The sequence below is a fragment of the Herbiconiux ginsengi genome (genome assembly GCF_900107435.1).
In the GTDB taxonomy this organism is placed as follows: Bacteria; Actinomycetota; Actinomycetes; order Actinomycetales; family Microbacteriaceae; genus Herbiconiux; species Herbiconiux ginsengi.
Genome location: NZ_FNPZ01000001.1, coordinates 1,658,925 through 1,677,171, shown reverse-complemented (window position 1 = coordinate 1,677,171; position 18,247 = coordinate 1,658,925). Strand labels below are relative to the sequence as shown.

General features: G+C 68.2%; 14 protein-coding genes. 4 read left to right on the top strand and 10 right to left on the bottom strand.

Annotated elements, in window-relative coordinates; all coding sequences use genetic code 11:
• The first annotated feature begins 45 nt into the window (after positions 1-45).
• Positions 46-996 (top strand): 2-dehydropantoate 2-reductase, encoded by a 951-nt coding sequence (locus BLW00_RS07895; protein WP_092551498.1) that lies wholly within the window; start codon positions 46-48, stop codon positions 994-996.
• 96 nt (positions 997-1,092) lie between these two features.
• Here BLW00_RS07895 and BLW00_RS07890 read toward each other — a convergent pair whose 3' ends face one another.
• The 5 genes from BLW00_RS07890 to BLW00_RS07870 all read right to left on the bottom strand — a co-directional run bounded on the left by BLW00_RS07890 (position 1,093) and on the right by BLW00_RS07870 (position 9,898).
• On the bottom strand, positions 1,093-2,913 hold the full coding sequence (locus tag BLW00_RS07890) for a YhgE/Pip family protein (RefSeq protein WP_092551495.1): 1,821 nt from the start codon (positions 2,911-2,913) through the stop codon (positions 1,093-1,095).
• A complete protein-coding gene (locus tag BLW00_RS07885) occupies positions 2,910-5,927 on the bottom strand; it encodes an MMPL family transporter (protein ID WP_092551492.1) in 3,018 nt (1,005 codons plus the stop codon). Before BLW00_RS07885 ends, BLW00_RS07890 begins: the two co-directional genes overlap by 4 nt.
• A 43-nt stretch (positions 5,928-5,970) precedes the next feature.
• Complete coding sequence (locus BLW00_RS07880) at positions 5,971-6,555, bottom strand: TetR/AcrR family transcriptional regulator (RefSeq protein WP_092551489.1); 585 nt, start codon at positions 6,553-6,555, stop codon at positions 5,971-5,973.
• A gap of 87 nt (positions 6,556-6,642) precedes the next feature.
• Positions 6,643-8,934, bottom strand: a complete 2,292-nt coding sequence (locus BLW00_RS07875; protein WP_092551486.1) for a cell wall-binding repeat-containing protein — start codon at positions 8,932-8,934, stop codon at positions 6,643-6,645.
• Between the two features lie 100 nt (positions 8,935-9,034).
• Positions 9,035-9,898: an NAD-dependent epimerase/dehydratase family protein gene (locus BLW00_RS07870; protein ID WP_092551483.1), complete on the bottom strand. Its 864-nt coding sequence runs from the start codon at positions 9,896-9,898 to the stop codon at positions 9,035-9,037.
• Positions 9,899-9,969: 71 nt separating this feature from the next.
• Between BLW00_RS07870 and BLW00_RS07865 the strand changes: the two genes are divergently transcribed.
• Together BLW00_RS07865 and BLW00_RS07860 are read left to right on the top strand one after the other, a co-directional pair.
• Entirely contained in the window at positions 9,970-10,359 is a 390-nt protein-coding gene (locus tag BLW00_RS07865) for a DUF1304 domain-containing protein (RefSeq protein WP_092551480.1), read from the top strand.
• Positions 10,360-10,370: 11 nt separating this feature from the next.
• Positions 10,371-10,781, top strand: coding sequence for a hypothetical protein (locus BLW00_RS07860; RefSeq protein WP_092551477.1), 411 nt, complete (start codon positions 10,371-10,373; stop codon positions 10,779-10,781).
• Here the strand turns inward: BLW00_RS07860 and BLW00_RS07855 are convergent.
• Positions 10,778-14,104: an efflux RND transporter permease subunit gene (locus BLW00_RS07855; RefSeq protein ID WP_092551474.1), complete on the bottom strand. Its 3,327-nt coding sequence runs from the start codon at positions 14,102-14,104 to the stop codon at positions 10,778-10,780. The two genes, BLW00_RS07860 and BLW00_RS07855, sit on opposite strands and share 4 nt — an antisense overlap.
• 32 nt (positions 14,105-14,136) lie before the next feature.
• A complete protein-coding gene (locus tag BLW00_RS07850) occupies positions 14,137-14,589 on the bottom strand; it encodes a MarR family winged helix-turn-helix transcriptional regulator (RefSeq protein ID WP_092551471.1) in 453 nt (150 codons plus the stop codon).
• A gap of 63 nt (positions 14,590-14,652) precedes the next feature.
• Between BLW00_RS07850 and BLW00_RS07845 the strand changes: the two genes are divergently transcribed.
• The gene (locus BLW00_RS07845; protein WP_092551468.1) at positions 14,653-15,027 is read left to right on the top strand and encodes a VOC family protein; all 375 of its coding nucleotides are present in this window, start codon (positions 14,653-14,655) and stop codon (positions 15,025-15,027) included.
• A 3-nt stretch (positions 15,028-15,030) separates the two neighbouring features.
• On the opposite strand, the gene corA is transcribed toward BLW00_RS07845, so the two are convergent.
• The 3 genes from corA to BLW00_RS07830 all read right to left on the bottom strand — a co-directional run bounded on the left by corA (position 15,031) and on the right by BLW00_RS07830 (position 18,134).
• Positions 15,031-16,002, bottom strand: a complete 972-nt coding sequence (gene corA / locus BLW00_RS07840; protein ID WP_092551465.1) for a magnesium/cobalt transporter CorA — start codon at positions 16,000-16,002, stop codon at positions 15,031-15,033.
• 72 nt (positions 16,003-16,074) lie between these two features.
• The gene (locus BLW00_RS07835; protein ID WP_092551462.1) at positions 16,075-17,364 is read right to left on the bottom strand and encodes an ABC transporter permease; all 1,290 of its coding nucleotides are present in this window, start codon (positions 17,362-17,364) and stop codon (positions 16,075-16,077) included.
• Positions 17,361-18,134, bottom strand: a complete 774-nt coding sequence (locus tag BLW00_RS07830; RefSeq protein WP_092551459.1) for an ABC transporter ATP-binding protein — start codon at positions 18,132-18,134, stop codon at positions 17,361-17,363. The genes BLW00_RS07835 and BLW00_RS07830 overlap by 4 nt, the downstream gene beginning before the upstream one ends.
• Between the last annotated feature and the right edge of the window lie 113 nt (positions 18,135-18,247).

The window sequence follows — 18,247 nt, the reverse complement described above, 5'->3', positions numbered from 1 at the left end:
GGAGGTGACAGGTCACGGCGGCACGTCGCGGAGGAGGATGCAGACATGCGCACACTCATCGTCGGTGCGGGAGCCATCGGCGGATTCTTCGGTTCACGGCTGATCGCCGCCGGGCGCGACGTGACCTTCCTCGCCCGCGAGAACCGGGCCGAATCGTTGAGGCGCGACGGGCTGCGCATCGCGGGCCGGCTGCCCGCCGGCGGCCCGGATGCGGTCGAGACCTTCTCCGGCATCCGCGCCATCTCAGTGGGAGACCACGACTCCTTCGACCTGGTGCTGCTCGCCGTGAAGTCGTATGCACTGCACGGTGTGATCGACGACATCGCCCCGTTCATCGGGCCCGAGACGACGATCCTGCCGCTCCTGAACGGGCTGAAGCACATCGACACGCTCGCCGAGCGGTACGGACAGGAGGCCGTCGTCGGAGGACTCTGCGTCGCCTCCTCGCAGCTCCTCGGCGACGGCACCGTGCGGCTCCTCCTGCCCGGCACGAGCATGACCTACGGCGAGCTCGACGGCTCGGTCGGCGAACGCATCCGGGCCGTCGACGAGACACTGCGGGTTCCGAACCGCGACGGCGCGGAATACACGGCGAAGCTGTCGGAGCACATCCTGGCCGACATGTGGGTGAAGTGGGTGTTCCTCGCCTCGGGCGGCGCGGTGACGACTCTGATGGGCGGGCCCGTCGGGCGCGTCGCCGCCACCCCGACCGGCCCGGAGACGGCACGGGCCATCGTGGAGGAGTGCGCAGCGGTGGCCGCGGCATCCGGCTACCCGCTGAGCGAGCGGGTGGTGGACGCCGCGATCGAGCGGGTGACCGAGCAGGGCTCGCGGTTCACCACGTCGATGTACCGCGATCTCGAAGAGGGGCGGCCGATCGAGGTGGAGTCGGTGATCGGCGACCTGGTCGACCGCGGGAGCGCGCTCGGCGTGCCGACGCCCCTGCTCGGCGCCTGCTACGCGCGGTTGTGCGTCTACGCGAACGCGCTGCCCTAGGCAACCGAACGCTCGAACTTCTCCCAACGACACGGCACGCGCGGCCGCAGGGCAGGGCGGTCGTCGCCACGTTCGGAGAAGTCCGCGCGAAACCGGTCAGGCGATGCCGGGTCGCGGCGCCGTGCGCGGCTTCGGCTTGCCCGGCAGGGCACGGCGCGCGGGCACCAGCCACCCGATCTCCACCGGCCGGCGGCGCCGCGCCAGTGCGAAGGCGGCGAGCAGGATGCTCAGCACGAGCATCCCGGCCATCACGAGCGCCGCGGTCACGACGGTGCCCGCGTCGCCGCCGGTGATGATGGCCTGGATGCCGGAGACCGCGTAGCTCAGCGGACTGATGGCGTTGATCACCTGGAACGGGCCGGAGAGGATCTCGACCGGATAGAGCCCTCCCGTCGCCGCGAGCTGCAGCGCGAGCAGCACCAGCGATATGACAGCGCCCACCCGGCCGAACGCGGTGGCGAGGAACTGGTGGAACGCCGTGAAGGCGAGCGCCACGATCAGTGAGAAGCCGAGGGTGGCCGGGAGAGAGCTCCAGGCCACGCCGAGTGCGAGGTGCAGGAAGGCCACCAGCAGCACGACCTGAGCCGCAGCGATTCCGGATGCGCGGGCGAAGGTGCGCGCCGTGAGTCGCGCGGTCGTCGCCGAACTTGCGAGCACGGCTCGCGAGAACGGCCGCAGCCAGAGGAAGAGCGCGAGCGCCCCGATCCAGAGGGCGGTGGGGAGCAGGATGGTCGACACGATCTGACCGACGTTCGTCACTTGGTTCACGGTGCTGACGTCGACCTTCACGGGCTGCGCCACGACGTCGGCGGAGGAGGAGGTGTCGGAGGACGTGTTCGCGCTGAGCTGGTCGGCACCCGACTGCAGACCCGACGCGAGCGTGCGGGCTCCGTCGCCGAGCTGTGTGGCGCCGGTCGACAACTGGGTCGCACCAGCGCCGAGTTGCTCGGCACCGGCCACGAGAGCGGGGCCGTTGGAGGCGAGGGTGTCGGCACCGGATGCAGCGTCGGCGATGCCATCGGCCAGTGGACCACCCCCAGCAGCGGCGGAAGAAAGGCCGGCTGTGAGTTGAGCGAGACCCTGCTTCAACTCCTCAGGAACGGTGGGGATCTGCTGGATACCGGCATTCAGCTTGTCGAGGTTCGTCGACGCCGTGTAGATGCCATCGGCATAGCTGCGAACACCGGTGGAGGCTTGGTCGAGCCCGCCCGAGAGCTGGCTCACCCCATCCGTGTACTGAGTGAGGCCCGAGGTCAATTGCGTGGCCCCGTCGGCGAGCTGTGTGGCGCCCGTCGCCAGGCCGTCGGCCCCGGTGGCGAGCTGCGTGGCGCCGCCCGCCGCATCCGAGAGGCTCGTGCCGACCGTTCCGAAGCTGGTGTAGATACCGTTCACGACCTGCGCCGTGACCTGCTGCCCGAAGCCGGCCTGCACCGCCGAGGCGACGGTGCTCGCGAGCACGCCCGAGAGGTAACCGTGCGAGTCGTCGGTGGTGATGTCGATGAGGCCCTGCTTCGGGTCGGCGGTGCCGAGCGAGTTGAGGGTGGCCGAGAAGTCCTCAGGGATCGTCAGCACCGCGTAGTACGTGCCGTTCTCGAGGCCCTTCTTCGCGTCGTCGGAGTTCGTGGCGTGCCAGTCGAACCCCGTCTGCCCGGCACCCGTCAGCTCGGTGACGAGACCGCGGCCGGCGAAGTTCGTCGACGTGGTGCCATCGGCGTTCGTGGTCGTGGTCATCTTGTCGTTGTTCACGATCGCGGCGGGCACGCTGCTGATGTTCGTGTCGGCTTCCGACAGTGCGCCGGCGAACAGGCCGTTCACCGCGAGGGGGGTGAAGGCCACGGCGAGCGCGGCGAGAACGACGAGGACGATCTTGGTGCGGCGGCGCATCCGGGGCGTCGGCGTGGTGGTCGAACTGCTCATCGGGGGCCTCCCTTCGAAGCGGACGGGTCAGTGGATGGAATGGTCTGGGAGGCACCCGGATCGGAGCCGGGCAAGGCGATGCGCACGAGGGCGCGATCGCCGACGGTCGAGGCGTGACCGGCGGGCTCCGACTCGAGGCCGATGATCACGGTGGTCGACCGGTCGGCGATGCTCGCGACCGCGCCGGCGAAGGCGGGGGTCGACGGATGCGCGAAGTCGCCGTCACCCGCGTCGACCACGAGCACGTCGGAGCGATCAGCCACGCCGAGCGCCACCGCGAGCAGCGACTGCGCGAGCGGCGTGAGTTCGCCCAGGGTGCGGTGGATGTCCATCGGGGCCTCTCCCTCGACGCCGGCGAGAGCGCGGTTGATGCGCACGACCAGCTCGTCGGCATCGCCCGGCGGAACCCGGCGGAACCAGGGCAGACCCAGCCGCAGACGTTCGTTGAGGGCGTCGCCGACGGTGGTGGTGGCATCCGGTCGCCGCGAATCGAGATCGACCAGGGTGACGCGCTTGGCCACCGGCCCCGATTCGGAGGGTAGGCAGTGCCCGAGCACTTGCAGATGCCCCGAATCGGGCGCGATCCGGCCCGCGACCGCGGCGCCGATGAGGCGACGGGCGGCGGTCTCTCCGGTGACCACGGCGACCGATCCGGCCGGGATGTCGAACGACACGGGCGCCCCCGACCCCTCCACCGCGAGGTCTTCGGCCGTGACCGCTCCCTCGTGCCGGCGGGCCCACTCGCGCTCCTCGATGTGGCCGCGCAGGCTCTCACCCTCCACATCGACGTTCGGCAGGATGCGTCCGAGCCACTTCGGCAGATACCAGGCGTGCTTGCCGAGCAGGGTCATGACGGCGGGCACGAGGGTCATGCGCACGAGGAAGGCGTCGACGAACACGCCGACCGCGAGGGCGAGCGCGATGGCCTTGATGGCCCCCTCCCCCTCGGGCACGAAGGCGAAGAACACGAAGAACATGATGAGCGCCGCCGCGGTCACGACCCGGGCGCCGTGCTGGAAGCCCACCCGCACCGCCCGCTTGGCATCCTTGGTCTTCACGTACTCCTCGCGCATACCGGAGACGAGGAACACCTCGTAGTCCATGGCCAGGCCGAACAGGATGGCCATCAGCAGGATGGGGAGGAAGCTGATGATCGGGCCCGTCGAGTGCACGCCGAGCAGGTCGGCGAACAGGCCGTTCTGGAACACCGCGACCGTGACACCGAACGAGGCGCCGACCGAGAGCGCGAAGCCGAGCGCTGCTTTGACGGGCACGGCGATCGAACGGAACACCATGGCGAGCAGCAGGATCGACAGGCCGATCACCAGGATGCCGAACGGGATCAGCGCATTCGACAGCTGGTTCGAGACGTCGATCGCCACAGCCGTCTGGCCGCTCACCGTGAAGGGAGTGCCGTATTGCGCCTCGACCTCGCCCTTCATGTCGCGCAGCCGCTCGACGAGCGCTTTGGTCTCTGGCGCGTCGGGCGCAGTCGTGGGCACCACCTGGAAGATCGCGGTGTCGAGGGTCTCATCGGGGATGCCGGGGCCGACCGTGGCGACGCCGTCGACGGCTTCGAGGTCGCTCCGGATGCCCGCGAGGTCGTTCTGGATGTCGGTGGTCTGCGTGATGTCGGCCACCACCACGATGGTGCCGTTGTAGCCGGGGCCGAACTTGTCGGCGATGGTGTCGTAGGCGATGCGGGCCGACGAGCTCTCCGGTAGCGAAGCCGCGGTGGGCAGGTTGAGGTCGAGGCTGAAGGCCGGGATCGAGGCCACGCCGAGCAGGCCGACCACCGCCACGATGAAGACGATCGGCGCCTTCATCACCAGGCGCACCCAGCGGCCACCGAGGGAGGGCTTGGCGGGTTTGGCCGGTGTGGCGGCGGCGCTCGACTCGCCCTCCACGGCGCCGTTTTCCGCGTTCCCGGCCCTCTCTGCGGCGCTCTCGTCGTCGTGCGAGGCGGCTGCGATGGCCCGGCGCGCGGACCGCGAACCCGGCTTCGGCGCGAGCTTGCCCTTCGAGATGCCCATGATGGCGGGCAGCAGTGTGATGGCGATGGTCACCGCCGCGAAGACCGCGAAGGCCGCCGCGACGCCCATCACGGACAGGAACGGGATGCCCACCACGAGGAGGCCGAGCAGAGCGATGATCACTGTGAGGCCGGCGAACACGACCGCGGCGCCGGCGGTGGCGACCGATTGCGCCGCCGACTCCTCCGCATCCATTCCCTGCGCCAACTGAGATCGGTGTCTCGAGAGGATGAACAGCGCGTAGTCGATGCCGACCGCGAGGCCGATCATCACCGCGAGCATCGGAGCCGTGCTCGAGACGCTGGTGAATGCGGCGACCACCGTGATGCCGGCGAACGAGACGCCGACCCCGATCAGGGCCGAGAGCAGCGGCAGGCCCGCGGCGAGCAGCGAACCGAAGGTGATGAAGAGCACGATTCCGGCGAAGAGCACGCCGATGCCCTCCGTGATGGTGAGACCGAAGGTCTGGTTCGTGAACACCTCGCCGCCGTAGGAGACGGTCATGCCGTCGGCATCGAGGGTGTCGCCGGCGGTGGTGACCTGCTTCAGGGTGTCGTCGGTGACATCCGTCGCCGGGCCGTCGAACTGCACCTTGAGCAGGGCCGTGGTGCCGTCGTCGGAGATGGCGTTGGTGGCGTACTCGGAGTAGGGGCTGATGACCGCGGCCACCTGGTCGAGCTTGCCAAGGTCGTCGGCGACGGCGCTGATCTCCTGCTTCACCGTGTCGTCGTTGACGCTCTGCCCGTCGGGGGCCACGATCACCACCGTGGCCGCGGCGCCCGCGGCGGAGGGGAACAGGTTCTCGAGCTTGTCGATGGCCTGCTGCGACTCGGTGCCCGGGATGGTGAAGCTCTCCTGCGTCTGACCCCCGAGCGCGAGACCCGTGCCGAGCAGGGCGCCGAGCACGAGTACCCAGGCGGCCACCACGTACCAGGCTTTGCGAAAGGCGAATCGTCCGATTCGGTAGAGCAGTGTCGCCACGGGAGGGCTCCTCGGTGTTCGTAGGGAAGGTGCGTGAGGGAAATCAGCCCGCGAGGGGCAGGATCAGCTCGGTGACCACGTCGATGAGGGCCTCCCTGACCTCGTCGACGGGTTCCATGAGGACGTTGCCCGCGGGGGCGGCGACGAGGATGTAGGCGGCGCCGGCGAGCGCGATGCCCAACCGCACGCGCTGCTGGGTGGTGGGCAGTTCGGACATGAAGGCCTCGCCGATCTGCGCCATGTAGCCGAGCGCTTGGTCGATCGAGCGGATGTCGCCGAGGGTCTGCCCTTGGTTGATGATGATGTGCGCGGCCAGGCGGTATTCGAGCAGCAGGTCGACGAACTCCACCACGAAGGCTTCACGCAGCTCACGCGAGGAGGCGCGCGCGACGGTCGAGGCGAGGAAGGTGCCGAGTCGCTCGACGGCGGGTGCGATTGCCTCCTCGAAGAGGGCTTCCTTCGACGAGAAGTGGTAGAGCACACTCGACTTCGAGTAGCCGGCCGCATCGGCGATCTGCTGCAGGCTCGTGCCGGTGTAGCCGTTCTCGGCGAACATCTGCAGCGCGATCTGGCGCAGTTCGGCGCTCACATCGGTCTGGATGCGGGGAATCGGCTGGGGAGAAGGCACGCTTCCGACCCTAGCCTGACCGATCGGTCAGCCACTGTCCGATCGGTCAGATTCGGGGCGTTCCTCCAGCTTCTCCGCAGCCCCCGTTCACCTGCGGAGATATTCCTCTAGCGCGCCCTTCACCGTGTCGGAGATCGTGTTCGGTCCGCCGAGCACGACTATGCGGTATGGGTCGAGGCGATCCAGTTGCGTCGCAACCGAGGGCGGAATCGAATCCTTCGTGACCAAGAGCACCGGGCTCTTGTCCGCAATCGCGGCAGCCGACCCCGAGAGCGCGTCGGGGAACACGGCTCCCGACGCCACATAGACCACGTCACGGCCCGAGAACGCGTCCTGGGACACGTTCGCCGAGACCTCGAAGCGATCTGCCCCGTCCACCCGCCTGATCTGGGTCGCCAGGGGTTTCAGCTTCATGAAGGTGGCATCGGAGATCGTGTTGATGCCGCCGAGCACCACGATGTTCTTGGGCTTCAGCCGGTTGAGCTCGGCGGCGATGGCGGCGGGAACGGAGTCTTTCTCGACCAGCAGCACGGGTCCACCGAGGAGGCCGGCCGCGGCGGACCCCGACAGGGCGTCGGGGAACACGGCGCCGGATGCCACGTAGGCAGTGTCGACGCCCGGAGCGAATCCGTTCGCCGAAATGGACGCCGACACGGCGAATCGATCGGCTCCGGCGATTCGCGATACCCCCGCGCCGAACGCACTGAGTGCCCTCTCCACATCGGCGCTGATGGTGTTGAGCCCGCCGAGCACGACGATCTTCGCGGGTTTGAGTCTCCTCAACTCGGCGGCGATCGCGTCCGGCACGGAGTCCTTGCCGACGAGCAAGACCGGCCCACCCTGCGCGCCCGCGATCGCCGATCCGGAGAGCGCATCACTGAACACGGCACCCGAGGCGACGTACGCAACGGGCACCCCGGGCGGGAAGGTCTTCGCCGATGCCGAGGCCGACACGGCGAACCGATCTGCCCCGCCGATCCGCTCCACTCGCGGCCCCTGCAGCCCCTGGAGGTAGGTCTGCGCGGGCTCGGTCTCCGTGCCGCCCGGCAGGTCGCGCACTGCGCTGAACGCGACGAGTCGCCCGTCGCCCGAGATGCTCGGGTAACCACCGCCCGAGCCGCCGCTGCCTCTCAGCGGGTCGGCCACTGTGGCACTGACGAGGCCCGTTACGCCCAGCCGGACATCACGCCAGTACACCTGCCTGACACCCCGAGTGTCAGCCCGAACCAGATCCTTGGCGTACGAGACGAAAGCCACCCGTTGCCCGTCGTCGGACAGCGAGGCGGAGAGCGACTGACCACTGGCGGCCTTGTCGCCGAACTGATTCACACTCACCAACTCAGACGGGATCGCCGTCGTGTCTCGCAGATAGACCTGCTCATCGACGGTGCCGACGGATTTCGGCGAGAGGTTACCGGCCTTCGAGTCGTACGCTATGCGCCGACCATCTGCGGAGACCACAGGGCGGTTCGAATCGCCATTGCCACCGCTGGCACTGTCGGTGGCAACGCTCACCAACCCCGTGCTGCCAGAGTCGATCGCGTGCAGAAAGATCTGAGAGACCGTGCCCGAAACCGCGTTCGAGCTGAGATTCGTCGACTGCGACGAGAATGCCACGACATTGCCGTCTCGCGACAATGACGGAGAGTACGAATCATCGTTTCCGATCTGACCCGGCGAGCTCAGAGTCGCGTCGCGCACGCTGAGTATCCTGACGACCGTCATCGCCCCACTCTTCATCTCGGCCCCGAAGATCTGACTGACGTCGACAGAGGTTCCCGGCAACAGATTCGTCGCGACCGACCCGAAAGCCAACCGCGATCCATCACCGGACAGCGCCGGATCGAACGAGTTGTAGATGCCCGCAGCCGTGCCGGCGACGTTCCTGCTGACCAGTTGTGTCGTGCCGGTCATCAGATCTCGCAGGTGAATCTGAGAGTGACCATCGAAGGCGACTGAAGCGTCGAGATCGGTTGCATATGACGTGAACGCCACATACCGGCCGTCGTCGGAGATGGAGGGGTCGTACGAATGCCCATCGCCTCCCGCCTTTCCCGCGGCGTCGACACTCACAAGCACGGTCTGCCCACTCGTGACGTCTCGCACGTACACCTGAGATTTTGAGGGCGGCACAGGCAAGTTGGTGAGGTTACGAGCCGCAGAAGTGAAGGCCACGAATCTGCCATCAGCCGACACCGAAGTCTGGCTTGACTGGTCGTCCCCCGGGGTCCCCGTGGGGCTGGCACTGATCAGCTGCGTCTCCCCAGGCGCCGGCGTCGCCCCGCCCGCCGCCTGGGCCTCGGGCAGACCGGCGAAGAGGGAGATCGCGACGCTCAGAGCCACGGCGGGCAGGATGCGTCGGCGGAGTGCAGCAGGCATGGGCGGGTTCCTCACTCGAGCGATGAGCAACACGCCGGGTGAGGGTTGCTCACTTCAAGCGATGAGCATATCTCGCTTCATGCCGCATCGGCAAGCGGGATCAGACGTGGTCGCGCCACGAGTGCTTCGGGGTGAACCAGAGGAGCTCTCGCGCGCGATCGATGGAGAGGAGGGTCTCGGTGCCGTCGACCGAGCGGGTGAACGGCACCGTCGGGAAGTGCTCCGCCGCCAGGGCCGCCGACGGGGTCGACATCACGGTGTCGGCCGCTGCGATCACGAAGGCCTCGAAGCCGCGGATGGTGCTCTCCAGTGACAGGCGCACGGCTTGCGCGCCGTCGCGGGCATCGATGTAGCCCCAGGCGTTCCAGGCGCGCGAGAGGGGCTCCTCCTCGAACGAGGGGAAGGCGGCGTAGTCGCCCACGTCCATCACGTTCGAGAAGCGTAGGCCGATGAGCTTGAGGTTCGGGTTCCAGCGGGTGAAGTGCCGCGCCATCTCCTCCTCGACCGCCTTGCCGAGCGAGTAGGTCGACTGCGGGCGCACCGCATACGACTCGTCGACCGGGAACGACGGCGGCGGCGACTCGGTGAACGGCAGCCCGAGCACCGTCTCGCTCGAGGCCCACACCACGTTGTCGATGCCGGCCGCCTGCGCCGCGGCGAAGACGTTGTAGGTGCTCGGCACGTTGTTGGCAAAGGTCGCCGAGTTGGTGAGGATGCCCGGGGCCGGGATGGCGGCGAGGTGCACCACGGCGTCGACTCGGTGGTAACGGTCGTCGACGGAGGTGAGCGCCTCGGCGACCTCGCCATAGTTCGACAGGTCGACGCGCACGAACTGGGCGCGCGCATCCGGATCGGGCGACGGCGCCCGATCGAGATTCACCACCGCGTATCCGCTGTCGAGCAGTTCGCGCACCACCGCCCTGCCGAGTTTTCCGCTTCCACCGGTGACGGCGACGTTCTCCATGGGGCTCCCTCTGACGCTCGAACGGATGCGTTCGCCAATGTACCGCGCACAGCCGACGCTAGGCTGACCGCATGGCCATCGTCGCATCCGTTCTCGTGGGGCTCGCCGCCCTGCTGCACGTCTACATCTGGTACATGGAGAGCGTGCGCTGGCGCACCCCCGCCATCTGGAAGCGCTTCGGCCTCGCCAGCCAGGCGGATGCCGACACCACGGCCCCGCTCGCCTACAACCAGGGCTTCTACAACCTGTTCCTCGCCGTGGGTGCGGCCCTCGGCGTCATCCTCTACTGGACGGATGCGCGCGACGCCGGCTTCGCGCTCGCCGTCTTCTCGGCGGGCTCGATGTTCGCGGCCGCCGTGGTGCTCCTCAGCACGGGTCGCTCTCGCCTCCGGGCTGCCGCCACGCAGGGCACCCTCCCCCTCCTCGGAGTCGTCTTCTTCCTCCTCGCCCTCGCCTTCTAGCGGGTATCCACATGGGCTCCGTCACCCCGTTCCATCAGGCTCAGATCGATCGCCTCACCGCCATCTCGCGGCCGAGCTGGGAAGAGTCGGCTCTGCTGGGATGCCTCGAGCGGCTCAGAGCGGGTGGCCTCACGGAGGGCGGACGAGTGCGAGTCCATGACTGCTGGGTGATCACTGACGGGTTCTGCGTGGTCTACACGGCACCGGGCGGGCAGGATGCCGGAGTGCGAGTGATCGCGGACGGTGAGCAATTCCAATCAGCGTTCACCTTCGACCCGACTGCTACGGACTTCGGTGTCGACATCGCCGATTTCACGATCGGCGAACCGCTCGGCACGCGAGTCGGCACACTCGTTCCCGACGAGGACGGCCTCGGTTGGTGGGGAGACCCACCCCTTCCTCCGGCCCCGAAGCGCCGCTAGGCGGGCTCGCCCACCTCAGCCAAGTCGGCAGCCGCAGCCGACTGGGCACGGGCCTCGCGGCGATCGCGACGGCGCTCCCGCGTGCCCTCGACGAGGTTGTAGAGCACCGGCAGCACGATCAACGTCAGCAGCGTCGACGACACGAGACCGCCGATGACGATGATCGCGAGCGGCTGCGAGATGAACCCGCCGTGCCCGGTGAGGCCCACCGCCATCGGCAGCAGAGCGAAGATCGTGGCGAGCGCCGTCATGAGGATCGGCCGCAGACGTCGCGAAGCGCCCTCCACGAGCGCCTCCCGCACCGGCAGACCTCTCCCCCGGTACTGGTTCACGAGGTCGACGAGCACGATCGCATTCGTCACCACGATGCCGATCAGCATCAGCACCCCGATGATCGACGGCACGCCGAGCGGGATGCCCGAGATCACCTGCAGCGCGATCGCGCCGGTCGCGGCGAACGGGATGGAGACGAGCAGCAGGATCGGCTGCAGCAGGCTCTTGAAGGTGGCCACCATCACGACGTAGACGATCAGGATGGCGACCAGCAGGGCGATGCCGAGCTGCGAGAACGCATCCGACTGGTCGGTGACCACACCGCCGACGCTCGCGGCGGCACCGGCCGGGAGCGAGACCTCGTCGAGCGCCTTCTGCACCTCGGCGCTGGCCGTGCCGAGGTCTTCGCTGTTCGGCGTGACCGACACGGTCGCGGTGCGCACACCCTTGACCGTGGTGATCGTGGCCGGTCCGTCGACGATCGACACGGTGGCGAGCGAGTCGAGCCGCACAGGGCCGAGGGCCGTCGGGATCTGCAACCCGGCCAGCTCGTCCTGTGTGGTCGGCGGGTTCTCGGCGGCGATGTAGATCGTGTAGTTCTTGTCGTCGATCACGATCGAGCCGACCGTGGTGGGCTGCATGGCCTGCGAGACGATGCTGCCGACGGCCACCTCGTTGAGACCGGCCTGCGCCGCCTTGGTGCGGTCGACCGCCACCTGCACGTACGGACGCGAGTCGCTGAGGTTCGACGAGGCCTGCTTCACCTCGGCCAGGCCCTGCATGCTGGTGAGCACCGCGGAAGCCGCCGTCGCGAGGTCGCTTTGCGTTGGTGCCGTGACGTCGATCGCGATGTCGGAGGAACCGCCGAAACCGCCACCCGACGAGACCGAGATCTCACCGGCATCCGGGATCGCTTCGAGCGTCGTGCGCACGGTGTCCTGCAGGGCGTCTTGGTCGACGTTCTCGTCGGTGGTGATGTTGTAGGTGATGGCACTGTCGCCGCCACCCACGAAGGCGTCGCGCAACGCGCTGCCCGAGGAGCCGATGGTGAGCTGCACGGTCTGGACGCCGTCGATCCCCTCGAGCGCCGACTCCACCTGATCGGCAGCGGTCGACTGTGCGTCGAGGCTCGATCCGACCGGCACCGTCTGCGTGACGGTGAAGGTGTTCTGACCGCTGGAACCGAGGAAGTTCGTCTTAATCAGCAGGGTGAGCGGCACGGTGCCCACCAGCACGAGGATCGCGATGATGATCGTGACGACGGAGTGCTTGAGGGTCCAGGAGATGATCGGGAGATAGCGGCGCTGCAATGCGGTGGGGGGCTCGTCTTCGATCTCGACGCGATGGGCGCGCGGACGGCGCGACGGAGGCGACTCGATCACCGCGATCGCGGTTCCCGGCGCGGCTCCGGATGCGGCGACGTCGAGTGCGGGGTCGTGCAGCGGGCCGGCGTGCGGATGCGCGTGCTCACCCGAGCGAGTCGACGCGGCATCCGACGCCCCGCCTTCGACCGCGGCGGCGACGGCCGGCGACTTCTTCGCCTTGGGCGGTCGCACGAACCAGTAGGCCAGCACCGGCACGATGGTGAGTGCCACGAGCAGCGAGGCGAGCAGCGCGATGGTGACCGTGAGCGCGAAGGGCCGGAACAGCTCGCCCGTGGTGTCGCCCACGAAGGCCAGAGGCAGGAAGACGGCGACCGTGGTGATGGTGGAGGCGGTGATCGCCCCCGCCACCTCGCGCACGGCGTCGACGATGAGGGAGGCCCGCGCGGCGCCCGCCTCCTTCGGCGAGAGCTGCACGCCGGCGAGCGCCGAGAGATGTCTCTTGATGTTCTCGATCACGACGATCGAGTCGTCGACCACGCGCCCGATCGCGATGGTGAGCGCGCCGAGCGTGATGATGTTGAGCGTGTAGTTCGCCGTCTGCAGGCCGATGAAGGTGATCAGCACCGAGGTCGGGATGGAGATGGCGGTGACGATCGTCGACCGGATCGACAGCAGGAACACGAACACGACGAGCACCGCGAAGAAGAGGCCCAGGAGGCCTTCGGTGGCGAGCGATTCGATCGACTGCTGGATGAACGGGGCCTGGTCGAACACCACGGTGAAGGTGGCGCCGGGGATCGCGCTCTCCAGCTGCGGGAGGAGGTCGCGCACGCCCTGCGACACCTCGACCGTGTTCGCCGCGGGGAGCTTCGTGATCGACAGGGTGAGCGCATCCTCGCCGTTGACGCGCGAGATGGAGGTCACCGGATCGTCGACGAGGGCGACGGTCGCGACCTGCCCGATGGTGACGGGCGTGCCGTCTTGATTCGCAGCCGGGAGCGGCAGCGCGGCGATGTCGTCGGTGGAGGTGAGCTTCGATCCGGCCTGCACGGCGTAGCTCTGGCCGTCTTGCGTGAGGGTGCCAGCGGGGATGAGCTGGCCGTTCGCGGCGATGGCGTCGCTGATGTCCTTCGTGGTGACGGTCGCGATGGCGAGCGAGGCGGGCGAGGGCGTGATGGTGACCCGCTGCCCGATGGCGCCCAGCACCTCGGCGGCACGCACCCCCTTCACGTCTTCGAGGTCGGGCACGGCCGAGGCCTCGAGTTGCCCGGCGAGCGTCTTGGTGTCTTCGCCCGAGACCGCGATCGAGATGATCGGCAGGTCGTTGATGCTGCCGGAGAGCACCTGCGGATCGAGGTTCTCGGGCAACGTCGACTTGATGCGGTTGATGGCCTGCGTCATCTTCTGCTCGGCGGTGGCGAGGTTGGTGCCGTAGGTGAAGGTGGCCGAGATGATCGAGAGGTTCGTGCTGCTCGTGGCGCTGGTGGTCTCGATGCCCTCGACGCCCTGGATCGCGCTCTCGATCGGCGTGGAGACGTCGTCGTTCACGACCTCGGGGCTGGCGCCGGGGTAGGTGGTGAGCACCGCGAGCTGCGGGAACTCGATCGAGGGGATCAGCTCCTGCTTGAGGCTGGTGAGCGCGAGCCCGCCGAACACGGCGACCACGATCGTGACGAGCGCGATGAGGGCCCGGTTCTTCATGCTGAGAACGGCAAGAAAATGCACGTCGTCGACTCCCTCTGAAACGGCTAGGTAGCTTAACTATCCCATTCCCGGAGGGCCGCGATCGACCGCGCGAGCATGTCGCCGAACAGCGCCCGCTCTTCGGGCGACAGGGCGGAGATCATGCGGTCTTCGACCCCCTTGACCGCCGTGCTGGCGGTGGCGAGCTGACGACGCCCCTTCGGGGTCAGTTCGACCGGCAGCACGCGACCCGACGGCGCCCGGTCGGGTCGCGTGACGAGCCCGTCGTGCTCGAGCGTCTGCAACAGCACGTTCATCGACTGACGGGTCACGAACGCGCCGCGGGCGAGCTCCGAGTTCGACAGACCGGCGCGCTGCGCGAGCAGTTCGAGACAGGAGTAGTGGGTGATGGTCATGCCGAGCGGTCGCAGCACGGCTTCCATCCGCGTGCGCAGGGCGCTGGACGCCTCCTTCAGGAGGTAACCCAGCGAGGTCTCCAGATCGATTCCCGGCGAATCTTGACTCATGTCAGTATTCTGACATATAGTGCTCTATGTCAACTAACTGACATTCATTGAAAGGACGACACCATGACCGCATCCGGACCAGGCTTCATCTCACTGCAGGTGCGCGATGTGCCCGCGTCGGCCGCCTTCTACGAGAAGTACCTCGGATTCACCCGGCAGGCCGGCCCGCCGCACGCCGTCGTCTTCGACACCGCTCCGGCAGCATTCGCCGTGCGGTCACCGCTGCCCGGTGTCGATCTCGACGTGGTCGCCCAGCCCGGCCTCGGCGTTGGGGTGTGGCTGCACGCGCCCGACGCCCAGACGATCCACGACGCGCTCGTCGCCGACGGGGTGGGGATCGTCTCCGCCCCCATCGACGGCCCGTTCGGCCGCACCTTCACCTTCGCCGACCCCGACGGCTACCAGATCACCCTGCACGACCGCGCCGCGGCCGAATGAGGCCTAGAGCCAGCCTTTGCGCTTGAAGGCCTTGTAGAGCCCGAACCCGAGCGCGAGCATCAGGGCGAGCGCGAAGGGATACCCGAGCACCCAGTGCAGCTCGGGCATGTACTCGAAGTTCATGCCGTAGATGGTGCCCACCAGAGTCGGGGTGAAGAGGATGGCGGCCCAGGAGGAGATCTTCTTGATCTCGTTGTTCTGGTCCTGTCCCACCAGAGTGGTGTGCACCATCAGCGCGTTCTGCAGCAGCTGCCGGAACGAGTCGGCGCGCTCCACGATCCGCAGCACGTGGTCGTGCACGTCGCGCAGGTTCTCGCGCAGGGTCACGTCGGCGTCGCGTTCGGCGAGCGCGTCGCGCAACGACTCGAGCATGTCGGAGAGCGGATGCGTGGCCCGCTGGAACGCCATCACCTCGCGCGAGAGCTGGTAGATGCGCCGCGACACCTCCTGGTCGCCGTTGAACAGCTGATCCTCGATCTCGTCGATGTCGTTCTCGAGGCCGTTGATCACCGGCGCGTACTCGTCGACCACCTGGTCGAGCACCGCATAGAGCACGGCGAGCGGGCCCTTGGCCAGCAACTCGGGATCGCCCTCGAGGCGTTTGCGCACGAGCGCGAGATCGGGTGACTCGGCGTGCCGCACGGTGATCAGGTAGTCGGCGCCGAGGAAGACGTGCAGTTCGCCGAACTCCACCCGCTCGTCGGCGTCGAGATAGCGAGCGGGCCGCAGCGCGAGGAAGGTGGACCCGCCGTACTTCTCGATCTTCGCGCGCTGATGCCCCTTCAAGGCGTCTTCGACGGCGAGTGGCGGCAGGTCGAACTCGTCGGCCACCGACTGCAGCTCCTCGGGGCTGGGGCGGTACATCCCGATCCAGGCGAACCCGTGGCGCTCGCGCATCACCTCGAAGGTCTCGTCGAGGCTCGGTGGGTCGGCGGTGCGGTGGCCGGCCACGTATACGGCGTTGTCGACGATCATCGGCGAATTTTCTCATACATTGCCAAGGGCGGCGGGTGGGGCAGGGGCGTGGTCCCCGCCCCACCGCCGGGCCTACTCGTAGCGGAGCGACGTGATCGGATCCTGGCGGGCTGCCCGGAGGGCCGGGATCGTTCCGGCGAGGAACGCGATGCCCATCACCGTCAGCACGATCACGCCGAGCGAGACCGGGTCGAATGCCACGAGCGAGAGGCCGGGAAGTGCTGAGAGCAGTCCGCCGGAGAGCACACTGTTCGCCAGAGTGCCGGCGAGCATGCCGATCACCACGCCGATCGCGCTGCCGAGGAATCCGATGAAGACCGCCTCGATGGTGAACAGCCCGAAGACACGGCCGCCCGACATCCCCATCGCCTTCATCAGACCGATCTCCCGGGTGCGCTCCTGCACCGACATCAACAGGGTGTTCACGATGCCGAATCCGGCCGCGAGCAGGGCGATCACCGCGAAGCCGTTCAGCACCAGGATGATCGCGTCGATGACGGTCTTGAACGACCCGATCTGGTCTTCGACCGTGACGCCGTCGTAGCCGGCCGCTTTCAGGTCGGCTTTGAGGGTCGCGATCTGGGCGTCGGTGGCGTCGGGATCGAAGCGCACGGTGGCAGAGGCGTAGGTCTGCGCGGCCTTCTCGGTGAGACCGACCGACTGCGTCTGGTGCAGCGCATCCAGCAGGGCGGTGTTCGGAGCCGCTGACGTTCCGCCGACGAGGCCGGGCTCCGAGACGCCGACGATGGTCGCGTCGATCGTGCTCTGCGTGCCCTGCGCGTCGGTGATGCCGATCGTCAGGGTCTTGCCGATCGCATCCGCGTCGTCGGCGAAACCGAGGGGCTCCACGAACGACTGCGGGATGGCGATCTGGTCGTCGGATGCCGAGGCATCCGGCTGCTCCCCCGCCGCGAGCTCGAGACTCATGCCGGGCACGAGCTCTCCGATGGCGCTCTGATACCGGGTTCCGCCGTCGTATTGCACGAAGTCGGCGCGAACCGAGACGGCAGGCTCGACGGAGAGCACTCCGGGCACGGCGGCCAGCGTGTCGAGGTCGGTCGAGGTGATCGCTTCGATGTCGCCGCCGGCCGGGCGGTCGGATTCGACCGTCGAGGAGTCGGGGTCGTATTCGACCGGGCCGTCGTTCTGCGCGTCGGCCGGGGTCTTCGTGACGCTCATCACGTCGGAGGCGCCGATCGACGAAAGGGTCGAGTCGATGTAGTCGTTGATGCCGGTGCCGACGCCGCTCGTGAGGGTGAGCGTGAAGGCGCCGATGAAGATGGCGATCACCGTGAGGACGGTACGCGTCTTGCTGCGCAGGCTGTTGCCGATCGCGGAGCGGATGAGGTCGAAGCCGTTCACGCGGCGACCTCCCCGTCGCCGTCGGCCGGCTGCTCGGCTGCGCCGGCGTGGGCGCCGTGACCGCGGTGGGCATCGTGGTGGGCGCTCGTCGCCTCGTCGACCACGAGACCGTCGCGGATGTAGACCCGGCGATCGCAGCGCGCCGCCAGCTCCTCGTCGTGCGTGACGATGATGAGGGTGATGCCGGTCGAGCGGTTGAGGTCGAAGAGGATGTCCTCGACCACCGCGCCCGTGGCCGTGTCGAGGTTGCCGGTGGGTTCGTCGGCGAAGATCACGCTCGGGTCGTTCACCAGGGCCCTCGCGATCACGACACGCTGCTTCTGGCCGCCCGAGAGGTCGGTGGCCTTGTTCTTGGCCTTGTCGGCGAGCTCGAGCTGGGCGAGCGCCGCCATCCCCCGACGCCGGCGTTCGGCACCGCGCACGCCCGCGATCTTCAGCGGCAGGGTCACGTTGTCGAGCACGCTCGCGCCGGGCGTGAGGAAGAACTGCTGGAACACGAAGCCGAAGGTCTGGTTGCGGGTGGTGTTGAGGTTCGAGCCGCGCAGGCCCGCGGCATCCCGCCCGTTCAGCTCCACCACGCCGCTGCTGGGCTGGTCGAGCAGCGCGAGCAGGTGCATCAGGGTCGATTTGCCCGAACCGCTCTTGCCGACGATCGCGATCGACTCCCCTTCGACGATGTCGAGGGAGACGCCTTTCAGTGCGTCGAAACGGGTCGGACCGCGACCGTACGACTTGCGCACGTCGCGGGCGGCGAGGATGGGGACGGGCATGGCTGCTCCTTGGGTGGGCGGGATGGCCGTTCGAGCGGCCACGTCCATGCTTCCGGCCGCCGCGTCGGCCGGCGTCCCCCTCCCGCGGCAACCGCGCCCTACCGCGAGAGGGG

Bases quoted from the DNA above. Each gene is read 5' to 3' on its own strand.
- corA (WP_092551465.1), bottom strand. From the start codon at position 16,002: ATGATCGTCGACAACGCCGTATACGTGGCCGGCCACCGCACCGCCGAC.
- BLW00_RS07845 (WP_092551468.1), top strand. From the start codon at position 14,653: ATGACCGCATCCGGACCAGGCTTCATCTCACTGCAGGTGCGCGATGTG.
- BLW00_RS07860 (WP_092551477.1), top strand. From the start codon at position 10,371: ATGGGCTCCGTCACCCCGTTCCATCAGGCTCAGATCGATCGCCTCACC.
- BLW00_RS07830 (WP_092551459.1), bottom strand. From the start codon at position 18,134: ATGCCCGTCCCCATCCTCGCCGCCCGCGACGTGCGCAAGTCGTACGGT.
- BLW00_RS07850 (WP_092551471.1), bottom strand. From the start codon at position 14,589: ATGAGTCAAGATTCGCCGGGAATCGATCTGGAGACCTCGCTGGGTTAC.
- BLW00_RS07890 (WP_092551495.1), bottom strand. From the start codon at position 2,913: ATGAGCAGTTCGACCACCACGCCGACGCCCCGGATGCGCCGCCGCACC.
- BLW00_RS07865 (WP_092551480.1), top strand. From the start codon at position 9,970: ATGGCCATCGTCGCATCCGTTCTCGTGGGGCTCGCCGCCCTGCTGCAC.
- BLW00_RS07895 (WP_092551498.1), top strand. From the start codon at position 46: ATGCGCACACTCATCGTCGGTGCGGGAGCCATCGGCGGATTCTTCGGT.
- BLW00_RS07870 (WP_092551483.1), bottom strand. From the start codon at position 9,898: ATGGAGAACGTCGCCGTCACCGGTGGAAGCGGAAAACTCGGCAGGGCG.
- BLW00_RS07875 (WP_092551486.1), bottom strand. From the start codon at position 8,934: ATGCCTGCTGCACTCCGCCGACGCATCCTGCCCGCCGTGGCTCTGAGC.